The sequence below is a fragment of the Delftia sp. genome, assembly GCF_059499305.1.
In genome coordinates, this window is the sequence record NZ_JCABYI010000030.1 from 1 (window position 1) to 23,129 (window position 23,129).

At 53.4% G+C, this 23,129-nt stretch carries 20 protein-coding genes, 2 pseudogenes and 1 riboswitch; of the genes and pseudogenes, 6 read left to right on the forward strand and 16 right to left on the reverse strand.

Annotation, left to right across the window (positions count from 1 at the left end):
• From AC5I49_RS16660 to AC5I49_RS16675, 4 genes are all read right to left on the reverse strand, one after another.
• A partial coding sequence (locus tag AC5I49_RS16660; protein WP_495789632.1) for an efflux RND transporter permease subunit occupies positions 1–1,150 on the reverse strand: 1,150 nt, incomplete at its 3' end.
• Positions 1,151–1,167: 17 nt separating this feature from the next.
• A complete protein-coding gene (locus AC5I49_RS16665) occupies positions 1,168–2,277 on the reverse strand; it encodes an efflux RND transporter periplasmic adaptor subunit (protein WP_012203669.1) in 1,110 nt (369 codons plus the stop codon).
• The gene (locus AC5I49_RS16670) at positions 2,274–2,858 is read right to left on the reverse strand and encodes a hypothetical protein (protein WP_012203668.1); all 585 of its coding nucleotides are present in this window, start codon (positions 2,856–2,858) and stop codon (positions 2,274–2,276) included. The genes AC5I49_RS16665 and AC5I49_RS16670 overlap by 4 nt, the downstream gene beginning before the upstream one ends.
• Positions 2,855–4,057: a TolC family protein gene (locus AC5I49_RS16675; protein ID WP_012203667.1), complete on the reverse strand. Its 1,203-nt coding sequence runs from the start codon at positions 4,055–4,057 to the stop codon at positions 2,855–2,857. Before AC5I49_RS16675 ends, AC5I49_RS16670 begins: the two co-directional genes overlap by 4 nt.
• 586 nt (positions 4,058–4,643) lie before the next feature.
• Here AC5I49_RS16675 and AC5I49_RS16680 point away from each other — a divergent pair.
• Positions 4,644–5,696, forward strand: coding sequence for a DMT family transporter (locus AC5I49_RS16680; RefSeq protein ID WP_012203665.1), 1,053 nt, complete (start codon positions 4,644–4,646; stop codon positions 5,694–5,696).
• A gap of 588 nt (positions 5,697–6,284) precedes the next feature.
• Here AC5I49_RS16680 and AC5I49_RS16685 read toward each other — a convergent pair.
• The 3 genes and pseudogenes from AC5I49_RS16685 to AC5I49_RS16695 all read right to left on the reverse strand — a co-directional run bounded on the left by AC5I49_RS16685 (position 6,285) and on the right by AC5I49_RS16695 (position 9,400).
• On the reverse strand, positions 6,285–7,133 hold the full coding sequence (locus tag AC5I49_RS16685; RefSeq protein WP_016453766.1) for an HNH endonuclease: 849 nt from the start codon (positions 7,131–7,133) through the stop codon (positions 6,285–6,287).
• Positions 7,126–8,580 carry an ATP-dependent nuclease gene (locus tag AC5I49_RS16690; protein ID WP_012203663.1) on the reverse strand — a complete coding sequence of 485 codons (1,455 nt, stop codon included), beginning with the start codon at positions 8,578–8,580 and terminating at the stop codon, positions 7,126–7,128. The genes AC5I49_RS16685 and AC5I49_RS16690 overlap by 8 nt, the downstream gene beginning before the upstream one ends.
• Positions 8,577–9,400, reverse strand: a pseudogene (locus tag AC5I49_RS16695) (IS5 family transposase). Before AC5I49_RS16695 ends, AC5I49_RS16690 begins: the two are co-directional and overlap by 4 nt.
• 170 nt (positions 9,401–9,570) lie before the next feature.
• Positions 9,571–9,637: riboswitch (Fluoride riboswitch) on the forward strand.
• A gap of 77 nt (positions 9,638–9,714) precedes the next feature.
• On the opposite strand from AC5I49_RS16695, the gene AC5I49_RS16700 reads away from it, so the two are divergent.
• The 3 genes and pseudogenes from AC5I49_RS16700 to AC5I49_RS16710 all read left to right on the forward strand — a co-directional run.
• Positions 9,715–11,010 carry a voltage-gated chloride channel family protein gene (locus AC5I49_RS16700; protein ID WP_012203660.1) on the forward strand — a complete coding sequence of 432 codons (1,296 nt, stop codon included), beginning with the start codon at positions 9,715–9,717 and terminating at the stop codon, positions 11,008–11,010.
• On the forward strand, positions 11,007–11,420 hold the full coding sequence (locus AC5I49_RS16705) for a DUF190 domain-containing protein (RefSeq protein WP_012203659.1): 414 nt from the start codon (positions 11,007–11,009) through the stop codon (positions 11,418–11,420). The genes AC5I49_RS16700 and AC5I49_RS16705 overlap by 4 nt, the downstream gene beginning before the upstream one ends.
• 186 nt (positions 11,421–11,606) lie before the next feature.
• Positions 11,607–11,860: pseudogene (locus tag AC5I49_RS16710) on the forward strand (chromate transporter); the annotation flags it as partial.
• 171 nt (positions 11,861–12,031) lie between these two features.
• Here the strand turns inward: AC5I49_RS16710 and AC5I49_RS16715 are convergent.
• Both AC5I49_RS16715 and AC5I49_RS16720 read right to left on the reverse strand, forming a co-directional pair.
• Positions 12,032–12,763 carry a winged helix-turn-helix domain-containing protein gene (locus AC5I49_RS16715; protein ID WP_012203657.1) on the reverse strand — a complete coding sequence of 244 codons (732 nt, stop codon included), beginning with the start codon at positions 12,761–12,763 and terminating at the stop codon, positions 12,032–12,034.
• A 14-nt stretch (positions 12,764–12,777) separates the two neighbouring features.
• The gene (locus AC5I49_RS16720) at positions 12,778–14,310 is read right to left on the reverse strand and encodes an SEL1-like repeat protein (protein ID WP_016453764.1); all 1,533 of its coding nucleotides are present in this window, start codon (positions 14,308–14,310) and stop codon (positions 12,778–12,780) included.
• A gap of 327 nt (positions 14,311–14,637) precedes the next feature.
• On the opposite strand from AC5I49_RS16720, the gene AC5I49_RS16725 reads away from it, so the two are divergent.
• Both AC5I49_RS16725 and AC5I49_RS16730 read left to right on the forward strand, forming a co-directional pair.
• Complete coding sequence (locus AC5I49_RS16725; RefSeq protein ID WP_012203653.1) at positions 14,638–15,684, forward strand: porin; 1,047 nt, start codon at positions 14,638–14,640, stop codon at positions 15,682–15,684.
• Positions 15,685–15,817: 133 nt separating this feature from the next.
• Positions 15,818–16,144, forward strand: a complete 327-nt coding sequence (locus AC5I49_RS16730; protein WP_012203652.1) for a CzcE family metal-binding protein — start codon at positions 15,818–15,820, stop codon at positions 16,142–16,144.
• A 44-nt stretch (positions 16,145–16,188) separates the two neighbouring features.
• Here the strand turns inward: AC5I49_RS16730 and AC5I49_RS16735 are convergent, their stop codons facing one another.
• The 7 genes from AC5I49_RS16735 to AC5I49_RS16765 form a co-directional block, all read right to left on the reverse strand.
• Entirely contained in the window at positions 16,189–16,602 is a 414-nt protein-coding gene (locus AC5I49_RS16735; protein ID WP_012203651.1) for a diacylglycerol kinase, read from the reverse strand.
• Positions 16,577–17,338, reverse strand: a complete 762-nt coding sequence (locus tag AC5I49_RS16740) for a phosphatase PAP2 family protein (RefSeq protein ID WP_012203650.1) — start codon at positions 17,336–17,338, stop codon at positions 16,577–16,579. Before AC5I49_RS16740 ends, AC5I49_RS16735 begins: the two co-directional genes overlap by 26 nt.
• A gap of 96 nt (positions 17,339–17,434) precedes the next feature.
• Complete coding sequence (locus AC5I49_RS16745) at positions 17,435–19,903, reverse strand: heavy metal translocating P-type ATPase (protein WP_012203649.1); 2,469 nt, start codon at positions 19,901–19,903, stop codon at positions 17,435–17,437.
• Between the two features lie 72 nt (positions 19,904–19,975).
• On the reverse strand, positions 19,976–20,251 hold the full coding sequence (locus tag AC5I49_RS16750) for a double zinc ribbon domain-containing protein (RefSeq protein ID WP_012203648.1): 276 nt from the start codon (positions 20,249–20,251) through the stop codon (positions 19,976–19,978).
• Between the two features lie 28 nt (positions 20,252–20,279).
• Entirely contained in the window at positions 20,280–20,669 is a 390-nt protein-coding gene (gene flgB / locus AC5I49_RS16755; RefSeq protein ID WP_012203647.1) for a flagellar basal body rod protein FlgB, read from the reverse strand.
• A 101-nt stretch (positions 20,670–20,770) separates the two neighbouring features.
• Positions 20,771–22,465: a phosphoethanolamine transferase gene (locus AC5I49_RS16760; protein WP_016453762.1), complete on the reverse strand. Its 1,695-nt coding sequence runs from the start codon at positions 22,463–22,465 to the stop codon at positions 20,771–20,773.
• 170 nt (positions 22,466–22,635) lie between these two features.
• A complete protein-coding gene (locus tag AC5I49_RS16765; RefSeq protein WP_012203645.1) occupies positions 22,636–22,986 on the reverse strand; it encodes a DUF4148 domain-containing protein in 351 nt (116 codons plus the stop codon).
• Positions 22,987–23,129: the final 143 nt, after the last annotated feature.

Consider the following 23,129-nt stretch of genomic DNA (forward strand, 5'->3'; position numbering starts at 1 on the left):
GCGAGCATAACTGCTCTGCGGGGGTCTGTGACGAAGTGGTGTTAGCCACTCTAAGTGTGGTCCGCGCTGATAGCAGGAACGCAAAGAGCACGATGGCTACCATGATGGCGCCGTCACGGAGCGCTTCACTGACGTTCCCCACGGACGCCTTGATGAAATCCGCCTGCTTGAACAACACACGCGGCTCTTGCAGGCCAGCTGGGCGGCCTTGCTTGAGCTCTTCCAAAGCCGACTCGATGGCTTGCGTCAGAACGACTGTGTCGCCCGCAGGTTGCTTTTGCACACTGACGACCACAGCAGGCGCGCCGTTGTAGCCGCCATCACCACGTTTCATACCAGCGGCAAAGGAGACCTGTGCAACCTGCTCCAAGAGAATGGAGCGACCGTTTCTCCATGCAACAGCAATGCCCTGCAAGTCTTCAACACGGTTCGTTCGTCCTACATGCCGAATGAGGAACTCACGACTGTTCAGGTCGATAAAGCCGCCCCCCGCATTGGACGAGAACCCGCGCAAGGCGTCCTCGACCTCCGTGAGCGACACTCCAAACTGCGCCATCCTTGCGGTGTCGGGCTCGACCCGGAGCTGACGTACATCGCCCCCGATGGGGATCACCTGTGAGATGCCAGGAATCGACAACAGCCGTGGTCGCAGCACAAAGTCGGCGTACTCCCGTGCCTCCATCGGCGTGGCCGTTCCTCCCTCAGTGCCCTGCAGCGGAAGCGCGAGCAGCATGATTTCGCCCATGATGGATGAGACTGGCCCCATCATCGGATTGACGTCGGCAGGGAGTCGCTCGCGAGCGAGTGAAAGTCTCTCCGATACCAACTGTCGGTTGCGGTATACGTCGGTGCCCCAGTCGAACTCTGCGTAGACGATGGACAGACCCACTCCGGACATGGAGCGAACCCGTGTCACGCCGGGCATCCCGTTGAGCGCCGTCTCCAACGGAAAGGTGACGAGTTGCTCCACTTCTTCAGGGGCCATGCCGCCGGCCTCGGTGAGGACGGTGACAAGCGGCTTATTGAGGTCCGGGAACACATCCACCGGCGTGCGCCAAGCGGTAATGGCTCCATAGACCAGCAAAATGGCCGCAAAGACCAGTACGAACAGCCGGTTGTGGAGGCTATTTCTAACGACCCAGTTGAACATGAGTGTGTCTCCTGGGCTCAGCGGATTTGTGCAATCAGCGGTGCACCCTGGACCACGACCCGGTTGTCGCTGCCCAGACCTTGCGTGACCACCACGCGCTGGGCATCCAAGGGGCGAAACTGCACTGGCTGCGGTATGTACCGCTCGGCTCCGGACTTAATCCAAACGACGGGCTCATTCGCAGCGTTCCGGGTAACAGCTTGCGCCGGCAGGACATAGCCCTTGGTCGTGTCTTTGCGGGTGGCCAGCACTGTGACCGGCTGACCCACAGCCACGGCAAGCGCCTGCTTGGAGCTCAATCGGAACGTGAGTGGCAACACGCCATCGCGCAAGGCGCGCGCGGCTCCAATGAGTTGGAGTTCGGCATCTGGAATGCCTGACAAGGAGGCGGAGGACAGCTTGCCCGCCAGCGCTGCATCGGCTGTCGATGCCTCCACCAGTACACGGCCCGGGTCAACAATCTCATACACCACATCGCGTGGCTCAATGAACTGTCCTGCCACGGCATCCGCGCGGGAGATCACTCCGGTTATCGGAGCCACCAACCTCTCCCGTGTGCTCAGGCTGGCCCCCACTGCGGATGACCGAGCTTCCAGACCTGAGCGTTCCGCTCGAGCTGCGTCAATGTCTTTGCGAGGTACAGACCCTTCGAGGCCTTCAAGCCGTTTGACTCGTTGGCGAGCCAATTCCAGGCCGCTGCGGAGCTCTGCCAAGGCTGCATGCTGGTTCGCCAGTGCGATGGGGTCTGGCTGGTGCGCGACAACGGCGAGGACATCTCCTTTGCGTACCGCTTGCCCCGCGACAGGCAACCCTCTGGGACCTGCCTCAATGCGGCCGCCCAGCGCCGTCTGCACTCGACCACCTGCATTGGGGTCCATGACAATGCGAGCAGGCAGTTGCACCGTCACGCCGGCATCCTGCTCGGTGATGAACGTGGTCCGAATCGCCAATCGTCGTTGGGCGAGCATCGGTACGTTGACGCTACCGTCAGGCAATCGGCTCAGGCTATTGGACGTTGTGGGGACGGAGGGGCCGTCAAGATGCTCGCCATTGGGGCCATGCGCACCAGGAGCGGCGTGAACGGAGGCGCACAGTGCGACCATGAGAGCTGAAAGGAAGTACTTCATTGGGAAACTCCAGCCTTCTTGGCGGTAGCTTTCCGACGCATGACTGCCCAGCCAATCAAGAACAAAAGTGCCAGGCCTGCAACGATGGCAGCCTTGATGGCGTTTGACATGTGGTGACCGTGGCCGTGTTCGGCACTTTCTGACAGAACAACCAGCGTTCCGTCGAGCAGGTCTGCCTCATTGCCTGCCGTGACCATGATGACCATCGCGTGCTCACCAGGGGCGGCAAGCGCTTTGAGGAAGGCCTCGTCAGCGACTGCATAGTCCCCTTGGTCTGCATGGAATGGCGCGGTGGCCTTGAGGTTGCCCAGCTCCAGTTCCACCTGCGCATTCAGCACGGGCTCGTTGGTCTCATACCGATTGATGAACATAGAGAATTCGCTAACGCTGAGACGCCCAACCATTTCGAACGACTCGGAGCGTGTCTCCAGGCGCGGAGCGCTGCTGCCCTGGACCTGAGTAGCGGGCCCGTCAAGATGCTCGCCATTGGGACCATGGGCACCAGGGGCCGCGAGACTGACATCGGCGAATGCAAACAGGGCTGCAGCAACGTACCCCATGCAGTGTTTTTTGAAATTCATGGGGTAACTCCTAGCGCTTGCAATACCTTGGCACGGGCAAGACCAACCGCCGCCTCCTGGCGCTTGGCTGCTGCGGCAGCGTCCTGCGCTGCGGACAGGGCCCTCAGCGTCTCAGGCAGCGCGCCTTCACCAGCCGCGAATGCCCGCTCCATCAGTTGGGCCCGCTCAGACAACAGGGCCGCCCGCTTGCGGTCGTCTTTCAGTTGTCGTTGTGCGTTGGCCTCGGTCAACCTTGCCGTTGTCAGTGCCGCCTGTTGCCGGTCCTTGAACTGGCGCTCGGCCGCCTCAGCGACATTGAGCGCTGTCATTGCCGCTTCGACCAATGGCGCGTTGCGTTTGGATGCTCCGAGGGGAATGCGCACGGCCAGTCCAAACGAATGGCTGCTGGCCTCGGCTCGGCCGGAGGTGTCTTGACGGACTCGGGCAATGAGCTCCGGTGATGCCGTCGACGACGCAGACACTGCCTTCAGGCGGCGTTGCGCCGCTTCGACATGCAACCGGGCGAAGCGCAAGGCTGGATGCTCTTCCGGACCGATGACATCAGGCTCAAGCGTCGGTTCCGGTATTGCGGTCAAGCCTGTTAGCACTGACCACTCCTGGGTTGCAGCCTGGAGTTGCTGCTCTGCGGCCAGAACAGCAGCTTGCGCTCCTAGCATCTCTGCTCGCGCCGCCAAGCCATCGGCCCGAGCCAACTCTCCTGCGTCGACTCTTCTCCCAACGTCCGCACTGAGGGACCGCAAGGCTGACTGCCGTGCCTTGGATACCTCTAGCTCGGCTCGCTGGATTGCGATGTTCCATGCTGCCTCGCGTACGGCGCCTGCCGTACGCAATCGGCCCGCTGCTATGGATGCTTCTGCGGCATCTCGGTCTGCCTGCGCTGCGTCCAGGCGGGCGCCGCGCTGTCCAGGCCTCCACAACGGAAGCGCTATGCCGAGTTCGGTCTCCTTCGCTCCGCGGTTCGATTGCAGCCGGTCGTCTCGGTGGCCAATCTCAAGTGTGGGAGCGGCTGACCAGAAGGACCTGGCGACCTCCAGCTCAGCACCTGCACGACGGACCTGGCCAGATGACTCCTGTGAGTCGGTGGTGCGCTGCCAAGCCGCATCAACAGCTTGCGACAACGTCACATATTGGGCGTTGGCAAAGGGCATGCCAGCGCCCAGGCCGATGGCGATGCCAAAGGCCAATAAAACGGATTTCAAGGTACACCTCGTGACTTAAAGCAGTGACGAGCACGCGTTCAAACGCGCACGCCACGGGCTCGGCAAGCCATCAGGCATGCCGACCAATAAGTTCAGAGGAGGAGACGGGGAGGTCTTCGCAATCGGTGCGGAGACGGGCTGGGGAACGCAGCGTCGTGCAGCGTCAGCACCTGCCCAGCATCTGCAGGAGGAAGACTGAGAGACATGGAGGGCAGCAGGGCCGAGAGGCTCAACACTGCGTCCAGAGCGACGTGCTGGCTGGCGTCGTCCGAATCAGCTTCGTGGAAGGACCCATCATCGTGATGATGGTGTCCTGCCTCAGACCAGTGCATGAGCGTGTGCTCGAAATCCTCTCCATAGACAGCCGAGCCTGCTATGGCAAGACTTTGCCAGAGCATCCCGAAGAGCACTGCTACGAGGATGAGTGATTTACGCACGGGGAGGGAGTCTACCTGTTCGTGTGCAAAAAGCTGTATGCCAATGACTCGCTAGGGCCATTTTGGCAAACGGGGTATGCCGAACATCGGGCAGGCCCTTCGGTGGGGGACCCTTAGGATTGAGAGCAATCAGCTCCAAAGTTCATCCCATGTCCGTCCGCTCAGCATCTCCTGCCCTGGCTGCGGCCCTCCTTTTCGGTGCCAGCACACCTTTCGCTAAGCTCCTCGTTGGAGATGTGCCGCCATTGTTGTTGGCGGGACTGCTGTACCTCGGAAGCGGCATCGGTCTTGGTGCATTGCTCGCCATCCGGCAACTTTGGGACAGGCCCGACCAAGCGCCGGCGGTTGGTATCTCGAAGAAGGACATCCCATGGCTCCTTGGCGCAGTACTGTTCGGCGGGATGCTGGGCCCGGCGCTTCTGATGTGGGGCCTTACCGAGACATCGGGTGCGACAGCATCTTTGCTTCTTAATGTCGAAGGGGTGCTTACCGCCGTGATTGCATGGGTCGTTTTCAAGGAAAACGCTGACCGGCACATCGTGCTCGGCATGGTCGCCATCGTCGTGGGTGGTGTGCTCCTTTCCTGGCAACCCGGTGGCGCTTCACTTTCGCCCCATGCATTGCTCGTCGTGGCTGCTTGCCTTTGCTGGGGCATCGACAACAACCTCACGCGCCAAGTGTCTTCGAATGATGCAATGGTCATTGCGTGCTGCAAAGGTCTGTTGGCCGGAGTCTGCAACACTGCGTTGGCTGTCTACATGGGAGCTCAGCAACCCGAGCCCGCAGCTGTCATATCAAGCATGGCTGTGGGGTTCCTGGGCTATGGACTCAGCTTGACTCTCTTCGTTGTCGGACTCCGAACCCTTGGCACCGCTCGTACCGGCGCGTACTTCTCCGTCGCACCGCTGTTCGGTGTGGCACTGTCGTTCGCCATTTTGCAAGAAGCGCCCTCCACGCTGTTCTGGGCGGCGGCAGTGTTCATGGGCATCGGCGTTTGGCTTCACCTGCGAGAGCGTCATGAGCATGAGCACTCGCATGAGCCGATCGTGCATACGCACAGCCACCGACATGATGAGCACCATCAACATGGCCATGGCGCTGAATGGGGCGGCAAAGAACCTCATGTCCATGCCCATACGCACGAGGTGCTGACTCACAGGCATCCGCACTACCCGGACATTCATCATCGGCATGTGCATTGAGCAATGCCTGCTCGACGTTGCGCAAGATTCTCGCATCGTGATTGCAGCCTCCTGTCCCGCAGGGGTAGAGGGTGTCACGCTCCAGCGCTGGAGATGCTCAATGGAGTTTCCAGCGCGCTCAAACGGTTGCTTTAGCCGCAAGCCGACGCTATGCCCGCGCCGGCTGTTCTTGGGTTAATTGGAAACTGGGATCCAGCATTCATGCGGCCTTCGTACGTCCGCGACGATCGATGGGCCTAGCTAATGTCGGAAACACAGGCAGACATCCGCCGCACGCAGCATCACCTGCTGTGCCGAGAGCAAATCGCACAGAGGATGGATGATTTAAAAAACGCAACCATCGGCGAAGCTCCCCGCCACTGCTACCTCTGACCGGCGCTAGATCTGAGACGCTTGAACGCGCCTCGGCTTGAGGCTGGGGTTTGTCTACTAGACCGGGACCACTCCATATGGCAGCGCTGCAGCTGTTCTTTGAGCTCCCGCTGAACGTCGGTATCGGACAGACCCGCCGTTCCGTCGCAGGCGATCGGGTGGTGCCGATACACCGCAGGCCAGTCTCCCCTATCAGGGACAGTCCAAACTGTTAGCCTATGGCTTGAGGCAAGTCTGCAGGAAGTCTGTGTGTGCAATCAGCGCTCGGTAGAGCGAGATGCGCCAGTTCAACGGTCCCAAAGTCTGCTCCCAATTCTTGACAAATTCTCCCAAAAACCGACGCAGCACCACTACAGTCTTCGCCTCTCTGGAAAGCGCAGCATTTCGAATGGCAAGGAACTCAGTGTGCGCCTGGTCCTTGTACCTTGCGAGCAAACCCAGCTTCTGGAAGTGATTCGAGACGAGCTGGAACTCAGCTGCTCCAAACCCAGCTGGACAGACTAACTGAAATATCGACACCGGGACGAGCTTGCCGTTCTTCACTGACCATTGAACCGTGACGTCGAGCATCGGCACTGCAGGCAAAGAGTCGAGATAAAAATTGATGAATGTCCGGGTGTTGTTGGGCTGCAGCCAGATATCGGCCTTCTTGCCATTGCAGACGCCACAGCACGGCACCAAGTTGTACGAGTGGACGCTGTACTCGGGGAACTTCTCTTTTGGCAAATAGTGGTCAAACTGCCTGGGGCCACCGATGCCGCAGTAAGGGCAAACCTCTCGAATGCCTTCCGGCTGGCTGTCTAAAATCAGCGTCTTCAGTTGCTGCAGAGCCTTGGCCGTGGTCTCATAGCAGTGCAGCAGGTCTTCACGTTCAGTCTTCGTCCAAGTGCCCTGAGCCACACCACTGATGTCCGCCACTGTATAGGCAGCCTCAAAGACTCCATAGTGAGCTTGGACTACCGGTAGCATGTCCGTCAATCGGGCGCCTCGGTCACCGCTTTTCCCATCGACGATACCGGAAAAATGCTCTCTCGGGAGACCGGCTGCAAGGGTAAGCTTATGCATCCCCGTCCTCGTACAGCGAGGCAAGGTACGCCGTTGCGTGCAGGCTTAGCTGTTCGTCGAACATCTTGGCGACCGTGTCGAAATCGTGTTTCTTGGCCAGCGCCTGTAATGTCTTCTTATAGAAATTTGGAATCTCGACAGTCTCAAACACCAGGCGGGTCAGCTCGGCGATATTCTCCCCAAATGACTCATGGCCGAGGGGACTGCCAGTGGTGATGTTGCCTTCACGCTCAAACCGAATGACCCGCTTGCGGGGAACCTCCTGGATCACCACCGGTGAATGGGTCGCGATGATTGCGTACGAGTCGAACTCCTTCAGCAGTGCCTGCAAGGTCTGCATCAGCAGCGCAACTGCATTGGGATGCAGGTGAATTTCGGGCTCGTCGAAGATGACCAGCGACCCTTCCTTGAGGTAAGCCAGTGCAGCCGAAATGAAGTAGGCCAGGATGGACTGCCCGGAGCTCATGGTGGGCGGCAGGCTCTTCTCAAGCTCCTCGATGTGCTCCGTAATGGAGATAATTTTCTTCGGAACGCCCATTACGTTCGCAACGTGCTGCTCCCAATGGTCCTCACGGTCTTGTTCAACGATGCGCTTTAGGTACTCAAGGTGCTTCGCTTCAAGTGCTCGCCTAGAAATTCCGCCGCTGTCATCACGCACCCCGCAGTAGATATAGCTGAAGTACTTCTCCGGCTCGGGGCGCTGGAACTTGTCGAATGCGCTGAAGGACAACGCGATGACTCGTGAGAAAAGAGGTCTGGCAGGCTCAAAAGCAGACTCTACTTGGCTGGCTGTCTCTATCGACACCCGCTTTGTCGTCGCAAGGTCTCGTGCAAGCTGGGCTAAAAATTGAGTCTTCCCCACTCCGTTGCGACCAATGATCGCGAGGATTCGGCCTGGCACAGGGTCATCTGGCTGAAGGTCCACGTCTATGGACACTCCCTCTTCAGCGCCTGGAATCTTGCCCGAGTACATGAACCTATAGCCCTTCTCCAAGGGCCGCTCCTCAAGCGTTGCCAGTCCGTCGCGCAAAGCTAGCTTAGCATCATTGAATCGAATCAGCGAATTGCGGAAGCCACTCGACGTTTCGATTTCATCGAGCAACTGCGGCTTCACGACGACGTCGTTCAAAGCATCCAATACCTTGCGATGGGTTTTCGGGAGATGCTTGCGCATGTTCTCGTAGTACTCCAAGTCCTGACCAAGGCTAAAGAACTCAGGACCAAGAGAAGGGAACGAATCGGGGATCTTGGTGTTCCGACTGTTGGTCTGGAGAATCTTCACATCCCCAAGAACTTCTTTGCCCCCGCTCTTTTTGAACAGACAGAGGTGGTACAACGTCTCGAAGTTGTAGTCGTCCCAGTTGTCTACGATGTAAACGACACACGGGAGTTCTGCTCCCTGCGGCAGGACGTAGTCGCGGTTTTTAGTACTCTTGTAGAAATTCATCTCTCCTCCCTAAATTTTATTATATCTGGGCTTAAGACTGGCGAACACCACCGATCCACGAAGCGCGCGCAGATGACCGCTGCCGCCAATTTCAGCAGCGCTTCGTGGATATCCAGCCGTCGTTCAAAGCGGATTCGCAGCTTGCCAAAGCCTGCAAACCAGCTGTGCGTCCTCTCCACCACCCACCGGTGTTTGCCCAGCCTCTCGCTGCTCTCAATGCCTCGTCTGGCAATCCGGCCAATGATGCCCCGCTGCCTCAGGTGGGCTCGGCATCGCTTGAAGTCGTAGCCTTTGTCGGCGTGCAGCTTTGCCGGTCTTCTACGGGGACGTCCTGGCAGGCCAGCAATCGCAGGAATCGCGTCCACGCACCTCTCGAACATCTTGGAGTCGTGCCGGTTCGCGCCGCTGACCAAGATCACCAGCGGGATGCCTCTGGCATCTACGACGATATGCCGCTTGGAGCCGAGCTTGCCTCTGTCAGTGGGGTTTGGGCCCGTTTCCTGCCCCTGGGGCTTGGTACCGAGGAGTCATCAATGCTGGCCCGGCTCCAATCGATTTGGTCATGTTCACGCAAGCAAGTCTGCATGGCTTAGTGCAGCGGCTCCCAGACACCAGCGGCGTTCCAGTCGCGCAAGCGCCCCCAGCAAGTCATGCCGCTGCCGTAGCCCAGCGATTGGGGAAGGTCTTCCCATGGAATGCCTGTTTGCGGCACGAACAAGATGCCGTTGAGGACGGCTTCATCGCTGACTGCGAGTTTGCGCGCATCGCCTTTGGCAGAAGGCACGAAGGCTGGGATCAGGGGTTGTAGCTGTAGCCACAGTTCTTTGCTTACGGGTCGTCATGCCATGAGGGCAGCGAGCGTAACTGCTCTGCGGGGGCCTGTGACGAAGTGGTGTTAGCCACTCTTTAGCATGTTTACGACTTTAATAAATCAAAACACCGGCCATCTCGCGGCGCGTACTGCACAGCATCCATGCTTTTTCCTATAATGCAGCGCAAAGAGATGGCGTGCCTCTAAAACCGCCGCACTAGTGCGGCTGATGACGCCTACAGAACCTGGCTTGTTCAGGGCTGTAGGCGCTCGCGCATGCAACTCGTCGTTGGTCAGGCCGATTAATTCGAGCTACCTGACCAATGCGCAAATTCCCCCATTTCGAACAGCTTGAACTGCTTCCCTATCTGGGCAAGTGGTTCATCTTCGCCACCCTCGTGGCGGCCCTGGCCGGCACCGCTTCCGCGTTCTTCTTGCTGTCCCTGGACCTGGCGACGGCCTGGCGTGAGGCCCATCCCTGGATCATCTGGCTGCTGCCCTTCGCAGGCATGGCAGTGGGCCTCGTTTACTTCCTGTTGGGCAAGCGGGTGGACGGCGGCAACAACCTGTTGATCGAAGAGATTCACGACCCCAAGCAGGTGGTGCCGTTACGCATGGTGCCGCTGGTACTGGGCGGCACCGTCATATCCCATCTGTTCGGCGCATCAGTCGGGCGCGAGGGCACCGCCGTGCAGATGGGGGGCGCTCTGGCCGACCAGCTGACGCATGTTTTCCGACTCCACCAAGACGATCGCCGCGTGCTGCTGATGAGCGGAATCAGCGCCGGCTTCGCTTCGGTCTTCGGCACGCCGCTGGCCGGGGCAGTCTTCGGTCTGGAGGTGCTGGCCATCGGCCGTATGCGCTACGACGCGCTGTTTCCCTGCATCGTGGCAGCCTTCGTAGCCGATCAGGTCTGCACCGCCTGGGGAGTCCACCACACCCACTACGCCATGAGCGCCGTGAACAATATCGATGCTTGGAGTGTGGTCGCCGTCATCATCGCCGGCATTCTCTTTGGCCTGGTCGGAATGCTCTTTGCCACCGCCGTGCACAAGATCGGCGCGCTGGTCAAACACCTGATCGCATACCCGCCACTGCGGCCTTTCTTCGGCGGCCTCGTCATCGCCACGGCGGTTTGGGCGCTCGACGCCTACCGCTACATCGGCCTGGGTATTCCGGACATCGCTCGCTCCTTCCAAGAGCCCATGCTGCCATGGGACTTCTTGGGCAAGCTGGTGTTCACGGTCGCCTCGCTGGGGACGGGCTTCAAGGGCGGCGAGGTGACACCGCTGTTTTACATCGGTGCGACCATGGGCAACGTCCTGGCGCCTTTGCTGCATATGCCGTTCGCGCTCATGGCCGCCATCGGCTTTGTTGCAGTATTCGCGGGGGCGGCGAACACGCCCATTGCTACTACCTTGATGGCGATGGAGCTGTTCGGCGCTGGCATCGGACCACTGGCGGCTATCGGCTGCGTCACCGCCTACCTGTTCTCCGGGCATGCAGGCATCTACCACGCCCAGCGCATTGGCCACAGCAAGCACCACAGGCGCAGCCTGACCGGGGCCGAAGTTCCACGCCGCGATGTGGAGGCAACCAAGACCAAGGATCCAGCATGATGAGCACCAAACCGGCCACGCTGGCAGCTCTGCGTCTGTACTTCCCGGGCGCTAGCACGGCCAAGGCCACGCGCTTCTGGCACCGCCTGAGCGCGCCTGCGCTGGCTCATCACCTGCTGGTTGCAGCAAAGAACGCGCACATCCGCCAGGCCATGCTGCATCGGGTCAGCTCGGGCTACCTGCCGGGCGAACGTCTCTCGCACAGCCATGCCGAAGTGCTCGACATGCGACATCCTCAATGCCTGGAACTGCTGGACTCTGAGCAGCGCTTGCGCGCCTTTATGCATGAGCACGCAGGCGAGCTGAACAAGGTGCACGCGGTCTTGCTTCTGGCCGAGCTTCCGCTTGGGCCGTTCCGGTTTCCGGGGGAGGCGCGCCGGGGTACCAAGCCGCCGCCGGATGAACAATGACGGCGAGGTGAGCGGCAATTGTTCGTTGTGAACCTGTTGTTGGTGCACAGATTCTGAGCGGCTGCAGCGGCTCGCATGCAGACCTTCACGAGCCCTTGACGGCCGCGGCGCATCAGCCCAGAGCCCCGTGCTTTCGCCGATCGCTCACTCCTCCCCCGTTCGGGAGGGGGCACAAACTAAAGTGCAGTGGCGCACCGAGTGCTCAGAGCCATTACGCACGTGCGCTTTCGGGTGAAGATTGGCTTCATCAGCGTTGGAGGTCCTGCTGGCCAGATTTCCACATGCAGGAGGAACTGGTGGGCTGCCGCCGCTGGATTTCCAAGAAGCGGTTCCTGCATGCGCTGAACTACAGCATGTTGCTGACCGGTCCGGACGCGCACCAGCTGGAGATCTACATCGGTTGGCTGTTGCACCGCACCTGGGGCGTAATCTTGGCGGGCGCGCATTGGAAACATCGAGTCTCTACAGTTGCGAAATAAGAGCTGGGCTAGTTCTGTTGGCGAGGTTTGATTTAAGCGAGTGTGTGGGATCTGCGTCGATTTAATTGACTCAACTCTCTGCGAGGCAGCACAGTTACACCCAATATACGAAACGGCGCACCACTTTTTCGTTCAAGGCGCTTGTGTCTCTGAATCTCGAGTGGATGATTCCGGCTCCAATTCTTTGGCTGCGGGGACTTCTAAAATATATCCCACACCCCTTCGAGTATGGAGTAGCTTCAACTCATGATTGTCGTCTAGCTTCTTTCGTAGTCTGCGTACTGCAACATCAACCATATTTTTCGTAAATTCGCCTTCTTTCTTCCAAACATGTACCGCCAGATACTCTCGGGATAAAACCCGTCCTGATCGACGCATGAATTCCAATAGCAACGAAAACTCACCTTTGGTTAGGTCAAGTCTCTTACCACCACGTTCTGCTCTTTGTTTCGACAAATCAAGCACGAGATCTTCTAAATTATAAAACTCTCTGTTTCTCAAGTCGCGCAGCAAGCCGGCTTTGATTTTTTCAACAATTTTTATGATCTCTTCGTTGTTTTTGATACGCGACATTGATAATGTCTTTTTATCTCTTAAAAATAGCTGGTGGCCAGTGTTATGTGTGATTTTTGTGATGGCCGAAACTGGGAGATATTTATCAGGGCCTTGCCTGCAGAATAACTCTACCTTCTCCAAATATGACTGTTTCTCATAAACCAGTATGATGGCAATATTATTGCTTATGGCGAACTTCATACCTGAGTCATAGTCGATAAATTCTTCTATTGTGAGCTCGAAATTATGCAAAGTCTCTCTGAGATATTGTGGAAAATCTTCATAAGATCTAATTACAACTATTCGCATTTATACATTTGCACCTAGAAGGATTCTTTTAGGATTTCTTTTTGCACCTTTGCCCATTTAGCCCCCACTCTGGTGCTTTCTCTTTCTTGGGAAGACGCTGAAGAAAAGAAAATTTTCTCCTGTACATGCAACTTCTGGAGCAACCTCCTCAGTTGCAGCGATCTCGCTCTAAGCGATCCTTCAAATATCGTGCTCTCCAACGAATTAGATGTAAAAAGAGCTGATGCGATATCAAGGCAGTTCATCGCATAAGTGCTAGTTGCAGGAATAACTCTTGGTTCGGAGAGCTTTCCCTTCGCAACGAGGGTGTTCTTTTCTAAAACCAAACCCCATGGCCGAATGGTGGTTGTAATATTCATGGACAGGGCTTCGAGCTTTGTCAGTCCAAAAGCTCTTGCCAGTCGCAGTCGCATCGCCAGCATGGGAGTAACGCTTTGGATTTCTAATATTGCTGCTTCGGCATCTTCTTCTAAGCCAGAAACAGGAAGTACGAAGGAGCAAAGCAAAGTCTTAGCCAGTGAATCCCCTTTGTGGGCAGAAGAATGAAGTAACTTCATTCCGGTTGCCATTGAATCTATATCCAAGGATTCTCTGAGAATAATTATTCCGAGGCAGCGTTCTGCTTCTACAATTCCATGTTTTGCCGCCTTTTCGAGGCAAAATTTTGCCATTGTTGGATTTGCTACAGAGCTGCGGTAATCGGAGCAAATTCTAAATAGATGCAGCCAAGCGATAGACATGCCAGCATCGGCGCATCGCAAGAGGAGTGCAACGGATTTCCTGAGATTTTGTGAGCGCACAAGTCGATCCGCCGGTAAATGACCGCATGGATATCCGGCTAGTGATCTTCCCAAAATATGGCACGCATTGAGATCGCCATTTGCAGAGCATCGCTCTAAGCTCTGCTCGATCATACTCTTGGATAGACAACCCAAATCGCGCCTAAATTTCTCTGCATACGCAACAATGTCGCATATCAGCTGATGAAAAACTGGGTCAAGCGCAACAGATCGGCAGCTCATTGAGAGCATTGATATCATCTGTATGCTCTTGTCGAGGCGATTTTCATCTAGTGCGGATCGAGCCTCGCTTTCGATGACATAAGAGACATCTTTCGGATTAATAACACGTAGTGCATATAAGGATTCCAATATCTTGGAAACAGATGGAATTTGACTATCGATAGCATTGCTCTCAATAAGTCTGGTCTGGCATCGGCGTAGCCAGGAAATTCCCATATCTGGCTCGCAACGAAGAAAGTGCCAGGCTGACAACTTTAATCTAGCGATCTCATCCACTTCAGCAGCTTGCCTAAGAGCGAAAGCCAGGTCCTCGCTGATGAGCTCTCGGAGCGATAGATTTTTTGCTAAGCAGGAAGCAACTCTTTGTTCGGCTTTTGGGATCGCCAATCTGAGATAAGAAATCCCGATGGAAGTATTTTTGGCTATCCCAGGTGAGCCTGTTAAATATGCTTCACCAAGCTTTAAGCATGCCTCTGTATCCCCAGTCTTCGCAAGCTGCCTGAGCTGTAAATCCTCTCTCCGCATCACATCTCCCGGAATCACTATAAGTTGAGCAAAAAATCCGAATCCTAGTTTTTCAAAGACACTAACAAATTTGTGATGGCATATTCCACTCAAAAAAATGACATATTTGCAATTTTCATGAAACGCTATGCCTCGGAACTATCAGAAATCAGATCTGCAGCTTGAGATGTTGGAAAGAGGGTTCATGAACGATGGAAATGCGCAGTTTTGGCTTGCGCAAACATGCTCATTCCTTTTCACTGAGCGATATTTTTTTGTGTGACGTTTAGGATTCCGTTTGATGGCCTAAGCAGGCATCAACCTACCGCTTTCTTAAGGAAACTGATCATGAACCTCAAACATATAGTTGCGTTGTCGCTGGCAGGCATTGCTGCAAGTGCAAGTGCTCAATCCTCCGTCACCCTGTTTGGTATCGTTGACGTGAACACGCGTTACGTGAACAACAGCAATCTTCCAAGCAACCTGACGATGAACAACAGCGGTCTGTCGTCCGGCCGCTTCGGTTTTCGTGGCGTAGAAGATCTTGGCGGAGGCCTGAAAGCTGGTTTCTGGCTTGAGTCTGACGTTAATGCCGATACCGGCACCTTCAGCTCGACGGGAAAATTCTTCCAGCGTCGCTCGACGATCAGCCTGATGGGCAATTTTGGTGAAGTTCGCCTGGGTCGCGATTTCTCGCCTGCTTCCATCAATGCAACCAAGTTCGATCCCTTCAATGTGATCGGCCTGGCCGGCTCCAACGTCACCAGCCGCTTGCCTGGCACAATCGCGTCGTACTATCGTTACGACAATGCCATTCAGTACTTCTCTCCGAAGTTCGCGGGTTTCCAAGCGGAAGCAATGTACGCTATGGACGAAGATCCGCTGACCAAAGTTGGTCGACACATGGCTGGGCGTTTGGCCTATGACAACGGTCCTCTGAGCCTCTCGCTTTCGTACGGTGCAACCGATGTCACGACTGCTGGTGCCAAGCTCAAGCAATATGGTGCAGCAGCGTCGTACAACTTCGGTGTAGCGACTCTGATGGGTTATTTCCAGCGTGACGATCTGCCCTTTGGAACTTATGGCTCTCGTGCTGCGGGCTCAGAAGATCGCTGGCAAGTTGGTGTGACGGTGCCTGTGGGCAAGGACTACATCCGAGCTTCTTATGTGCGCACCGATTCGCGTAAGGGCCCCGTTGGGTACAACCAGAGCGATGCTAACAAGTACGCAATCGGCTACGTCCACAACATGTCGACTCGTACGGCTGTCTACGGCACTATCGCCCGTATCACGAACAAGGGTGGTGCGAACTTCAGCTTGGTCGGCGGGGCGTCTGGTCTGGCTGGAGGCGGTAGTTCTACTGGCGCAGAAGTCGGTATTCGTCATTCCTTCTAAAGAGCCAGGTTTTCAGTCTGCAATGTGACAGGAAAGTAACTGTCCAGCTTGCAAATTTAAATGTTGGCTCGGTTACAGTGAATGCCATGGAGTTAGCGCTCCATGGCATTTTTTTATAGGAAAGGAGTCTCCAATGAAGTCCACTCTGTCGCTTGCCGCTGTTGCCATGATGCTCGTTACGAGCCAAGCATGGGCGGATACTTTCCCTACCGGAAAGTCTTACTACGGCTCTGAGGTTCAGTCTCCGAATTTTCGAACGATAGACCTTTCTCAGAAAAAACCAATAAACATAAATTGTGGAGAAATTATTCAGTTTTCGAGCAACGGAAAGACGTTCATCTGGAAGGCTGATTCAATTTACCATTCTGAAGTACCGATTGCAAAATTTGCTCCCAAGGGTTTTGATGCCCAAGGCAGGTCGATGTTTGTTGCCCCCAATGAATATGAGTATGGTGGGTAATCTGTCTGCCATCTAAAAAATAGCCCACCGTAGGTGGGCTATTTTTAATTGAAAAGTCGGATGTTGTTGTATATGGTAGCCGTCCATAGCGCCAAGCATAGCAGTATGCCCATCAGCACTGCCGCACTACCTAGGTCCTTTGCTCTTCTAGAGAGTTCGTGCTCTTCGGAGCCTACCCTGTCTATTGCAGATTCGATAGCAGAATTGAGAACTTCTATTAACATCAAGACCCAGATGCTTGCGATAAGTAGAAACTTCTCCAGCCAACCGTTTCCAATCAACAATGCCAAAGGTGTGGATATGACAAATATCTTGCACTCTAGCCTGAATGCTTTTTCATGCCAAGCATCTAGGATGCCTCGCCAGGAGTAACGCGTTGCGTGAATTAGTCGGTTTAGTCCTTTTCGGCTCTTCTGCTGATTGACGAAAATATTAGGCTTGGTAGAGTTGTTTTTCACAATAGTGGCTGCGGGGGTGAGATTCAAATTTTGAGAAGAAGGTGTACATCAGTGCTGATATGTACCAGCAGATTGCTAAAGACCAGAGGTCATGGGATGCAAAATGAGCGCCTCGAAACTGCTGCGTCAGGCCAAAGATCAATCCGGACAATATTCCAATGGCGAGGCCCAGCCATCGGTACGATGGTTTAACCATTAGGTAGAAAAAATAGAGACTAATCCATGCATATCCAGCACTAGCATGCCCGGCAGGAAAGCATTTTCCTCGCCCGAGGCCTGAGGGCCTGGTCTCAAATAGCCCTACAAATGGGCGATCCCCTCCGTAGTCCACCAGGCTCCAAGGGCAGTCCATGTTAGTTAGTGATTTTAATAAGCTTATTGCTACCACACTCGCTATTATGGTAAGCAGCAAATAGCACAATGGCGTTCTCCACAACCGAATGTATGGCGCACATTTAAGAAAAGATATAGTGTAGAGGCAGAAAACTGTTATTGCTGCAAGGATGCTTGCAATCTTTCCACCTCGATGAAGTATTGTTGACGCGAGCCAGTTATCGACAAACCTCCATTCATGGCCTTGCATTCCGTATATAGAATCAGCAAGCCATTGATCACCTCCTCCTGCCATGAGCACATATGACATAGCAATTATTGGGAGGAATGGTGTGAAGATATGGGTGATCAGAAACTGGTGTCGCTGGGAATCTATATAATTTCCCAATTGTTCTTGAAACATATTTTTTATTCTGAGGCCGCACTGCAGGGCCGATGCCCCAATTAGAACTGGCCCGTATCGAAGGGCCAGTTTTTCAGACTATGTGGTCAGCACCGATCAAACCTGCTGCTTCTTGTAGGCTAGCAAACGTAGTGCATTGAAAACCACTAATAGGGTTGATCCTTCATGGACCGCAACCGCAGCACCAATACTGAGTCCCATAATAGTAGCCGGAACTAGAACCGCGACTATGCCTAAGCTCACGAAGACATTCTGTCGTATGACTGATCTGGTGTGTCGACTCAGGCCTACCGCAAAAGGCAAGTGCTTTAGATCATCTGCCATTAATGCGACATCTGCTGTTTCTAGAGCCACGTCGGAACCGGCAGCTCCCATTGCAATTCCTACAGTGGAGTTCGCCATGGCGGGGGCATCGTTAACACCATCTCCAACCATGGCGACTTTAGTATTTTTCTTTAGATCCCGTATTGCCTTAACTTTGTCTTCTGGCATGAGGTCACCCCAAGCCTCGTCTAGGCCCACCTCTTTAGCAATCGCATCCGCAACCTTTTGATGGTCACCAGAGATCATTATCATTCTGGAAATACCTAGACGACGCAGTTCTTGCAGTGCTTCCTTCGCTCCAGGCCTCGGAGTATCTAGTAGACCGATAGCTCCTAGCTCTTTATCATCAAACCGAACAAACATTGTTGTTCGGCCATCTTCTCGGAGTTTGTCTATTATGAATTTTGACTGACTGCTTAGACTGGGAATTCCCTCAGTGCCGAACATCTCGGCCTTACCGATCCAAACCGGTTTGGAGTCGATGGTCGCCTTCACTCCACGGCCAATCAAATTGTTGAGATCGACGGCATTCAGGCGGACCGGCACGGTGATGCGGGCGCCTGCATCTTTCACAATTGCTACAGCAAGAGGGTGATCGCTGAGAGACTCAACTGCTATGGCCACTTCTAGCAGTTCTTCCTGCGTAACTCCTTCCAGCGGTACTACATCGGTAATCCTTGGCTGACCTTCGGTCAATGTTCCGGTTTTATCAAAGGCAATTGCGTTCAGCGATCCAAGTTCTTCTAGAGGAGCTCCACCTTTGATCAGTACGCCTCCTCGAGCTGCGCGGGCTATACCGGACAGCACAGCGCTTGGTGTGGCTATTGCGAGCGCACATGGGCTGGCGGCGACCAGTACAGCCATCGATCTGTAGAAGCTCTCTCGGAATGACTCGTCAACAACAACCCACGCAAAAAGCAGTAAAAATGCGAGCAGCAGAACCGCTGGGACAAATACCTTCTCGAATTTCTCGGTGAAGCGCTGAGTCGGTGACTTCAAGGTCTCGGCTTCGCTAACCATTTTCACGACTCTGGCCAGTGCTGAGTCTGAGGATTTTTTGGTTACCTCAATTTCGATACCACTAGCTCCATTAATCGTTCCGGCAAAAACCTTTGATTCCGATCCGACAATATCGGGCTTTGCTCTGGCTCTATCAATATCAGCAACAGCTCGTTTGTCAACTGGAATGCTTTCGCCGGTAACTGGAGCTTGGTTGATGGCAGAGTTGCCGCGTACGATGAAGCCATCGGCCGCAATGCGCTCATTTGGCTTAATGAGGACAGTGTCGCCTACGACCAGTTCTTCGACAGGAATTTCGCGGGCCTCGCCGTCTCTCCGAACTGTTGCTTTATCAGGTGCTAGCTCTGCGAGTGCTTCAATTGCACGCTTGGCGCGGCCCATCGCGTAGTGTTCGAGGGCATGACCAATGCTGAAAAGAAAAAGTAATAATGCACCTTCTGCCCAAGAGCCCAGAGCAGCAGCGCCCGCTGCAGCTACAAGCATGAGGGTATCTATTTCAAACCTCTTAAGTTTGAGGTTCTCTATTGCTTCTCTTAAGGTGAAGAATCCACCAAAAAAGTATGCTAATACGAAGCAGCTAATTGGTAGCCAAGATGGTGCATTGGCTACAAATTTTTCAATGACCACCCCCAATCCTAGTAGCGCGCCGCAGGTGATCGCGAAAATCATCTCGGCATTTTCTCCCAAAATGCCATTCCCATGATCATGCTTATGATCCGATTCGGATTTTGAATGCTCGTGACCCTTTGGGGCAGAAGGATTAGCAGCCTTCGACCGAACTGGCGTAACGTTCAACTCTTTTAGTGCCTCCAAAATATCAGCTTCTTTTATTTTTGACTTGTCGAAGTCGATATGAACTTGTCCAGTTGCGCTTACTTGCACTTCCAGAACACCACTCAATTCGCTGAGTTTGGCCTCAACGGTTTGGGCCTTGCGCGCGTGCTTGATTCCATCTAACTCGAGCAGAAAATGGCCCCATCGGTCGGTGATCCTGGAGCCAGCTGCTTGAACTAGTTCGCGTATCCGAACTAATGACAGCTTATCTGAATCATAGTGTATGCAAAGCTTAGGCCATTCACCATCCTGTCCAGGCTCAAGATGTACTTTCTCAACCCCATCCCTTCCTTCAATATCATTTAACAATCTTCTTACTAGAAGATCCTCGCTCGAGGAAATCGATGGCAGCACTACTGGTATGTCTAGACGCAGTTTTTTTGTCATGATGTTTAGGCGAAGACAGGAAGAAATCGATACTTGCTTCGCAGCGTACTAGTTGGCGCAGGCAACGTCAACTTAGGAAGCCGCGCGTCCGCATTGAGGGCAAAATTTTGCGCCAGGCGTGATAGTTGCATCGCAACCTTGGCAAACTAATGAAAGTCCGCATTGTCGGCAGAAGCGGCTCGTCGCTGAATTGATCGTTCTACAGGTTGGACATGCATATCCGACTTCTCCATAACTCCCCCTTTGTGCGGGCTGATTGTATTGATTGTGATGACCGCCATTTTTTTGGTGATGGCCACCATTATTGTTATGTTGAATTTTTCCAAATAGCCATTTACTGATACCCATGATTCAATTTCCTTGAAGCGAGATTTAATTATTTAATCATTTTGGCTAGCATATCGCCAATTTCAGAATACTCTTCTACCGCTTGTTTCATTGCAAGCTCTGTCCGAATTGCATTGTCAATAAAGCTGGCTCTTTCTTGGTCTAAGTCGACAGTATTTCTGTCGAGAGAATTTTGTGATGCCGGACGGAAGGCGACTTGTGTGTCATAAATAGATTTCATCTCAGAGCTGGGAATGTGACCCTTGCTGGTGCTACTAACGGACAGCATTGTTGCGTTGCTCCGTTCAAGTGCTTCTTTGAAATCAAGGTCCTTTGCCTGGTACCCAGGTGTATCTGCGTTGGCTATATTACTTGCAATAATCGCAAGTCTTTGAGTTCTTATCTTTAGAGCTATATCTTCAAAACGAACTTCACTCATTTCATGCCTCCAGTAAAATCCTCTTTCGAGGTGATTGCCATTTCATCGTTGACGGTCAAAGACTGGTTAAATATGATAGTGGACTGGCTAATTTGATTGGGTTACATATTTGTTATGTTGGCGACCGACTCTTTCTTCATGCATGGTGCAGTGATGTCTAGAGATTTCTCATAAACATCTGTTTGAACGTTCATTAATCCAAGTACAGTATGAAAGTAGTTATCATGACTAATGGCTCTGTCGTTGTTTTTCTCTGCAATGCAGGATAGGTTTTTTTGTCTGGATGCCATCATGGATTCGGAGAGCCAAACTATCCACGGTATATTTTTCTGTACGTTGGGCGCTATTGAGTATGGGAGGCCGTGAAGATATATGTTATTTTCACCCAGTGATTCTCCATGGTCAGAGACGTAAATCAATGCAGTGGGGGTTGATGGGAATTTGTTTTTCAGCCACTCGATAGAGCTATTTATGAAGTGATCCGTTTCGACAATACTGTTGTCGTAGGCGTTTATAACCTCTTGCTGTGTACATTGCTGCAGAGATGCTGATTTGCATTCGGGCTGGAAAGGCTTTCTCTGCATGCTTGATCTCTTGTAATAGGCGGGTCCATGGCTACCCATCTGGTGAAGCACGATCACCTTGCCTTTATCTCCTGTATTTGTTGGAGGCCATTTAATACGCTCTTCAAGAGAGTCCAGCATGGCTGCATCTTGGCAAACACCTTCTTTGTCACATAGAGGGTTGTTTGGTTGATGCTTGAATTGTTCGTTTGCGACCCTTGCGCAAATGCCCTTGCACCCGGACTGGTTGTCGAGCCAGAAGACGGATAGCCCGGCGCGACTCAAGACATCGAGCATGTTTTCGTAATTTTGCTTTCTGGAGAAATATTTTTCTCTACTCATGTGAGAGAACATGCAGGGAAGCGACTCAGCTGTACTCGTCCCGCAAGACCAAGCATTTTTCGATGAGAAGATATCTGTACGTTGGGACAACTGCGGAGTTGTATTCCTTTCGTACCCGTTTAATCCAAAGCTTTCTGATCGTGCAGTTTCACCGACTACTAGTAGTAGGATGGGCGCGGCTGTAGTTTCTGCAGGGGGTGTAATTATTTTGGCGTCTTGGCCTATTTTAGAAAGCTCAGCATTTGTCCGTTCTAATGGATTTGTGGCAACCTTAATTGTTGAGTAAAAGGTATTTAGTGGGTTTATCAGATATCTCATCTTTGTATGATTTCTCATCGTCGAGGAGAATGGCTGATAAATTAAAAATATGCACAAAATTGAAAATACTAAGCCCGTTGCTGACAAAGCAATGGAGGTGGCTAACGACCCAACTGCAGTAGTCTTCTTTACATTCGCAAGACATATGAACGCGATCGGTACTGCAGAAAGCATAACTACGGTAAGCAGCATTTGTACGCTTACGAGATCGCTCGCCTCAGCCACATCCGTTTGTATTGTGTTCCTCACCATGCCGGGATCAATGACTATCCCGTAGTTCAGCATGAAGTAGCTTGTGATAGACGCTGTAAGTATCGAAAAAATCAACACTGGCTTTAGCAGCCGTCCCCAGGCGAAGATTGCGATGAGTGATATATTTAATGCAGCGACTGCCGTTAGAAACCCTGTAAAGAACTTGGCATCGACACCTTCAGGCAGTTGGCTCAGAGCTTTCCACAATGGAATATTTCCAATGGTCGCGATCCACAGTCCTGTCGCAATGATTAAAAGAGCTGGGCCAACTGTCAGGTGCGCTGATATTTTCTGTAGAAAGCTTTGATTATTATTTTTCATGACTAGCTCTTTTGCTTGAGCCAAACGCAGAAAGCCTTCCTCAAGAGAACGTTGTTCTAAAGAGGAAGGCATAATCTGCTTTTCTATGCGCGACTATTTTGTCATTGCTGATGACAGATAGCCACGTCTTTTTTGATGGTATACGGCTGTCGTGTTAAGCGATTTCGTGCTTAACCGCCCATCGAACGCTGACGGGCGTCGCGCTCAGCAGGAGTTTCCCTCAGCAGCTCGTTAATTACTTCTTCGCGTGTCTTGCCTGTAGTAGGTTGCTTCGAGGCCGCCGGGTAAACTCCCGTATTAAAACGATTGGTACCACCCTCACGGACAGCCGCTGCAGCTTCAGCTTGAACTTGTTCACGGGTTTTTTCGCCCTTGAAATGCTCCGGGTAAGTCTTCACCCCCGCTTCGTTGTTGGCAGGGTGCTGGTAGCTTTCTGCCGAGGCGGTACCAGGGAGAACGAACGCCGCCGAAGCGACCAATGCTGCAATAAAAGATGCAGAGTAAAAACGACGGTGCTTCATTGGATTTCCTTTCAACAGAGTTTTGATTCTCTTCTCGAGATTTGGATCTATCTCAAGTCGATGGCTCTACTGTAGAAAAATGCCCCCCACAGGACGCACACATTGCAGTGACAAAGCTGTAATCTTGTTGACACAAAAAAAGG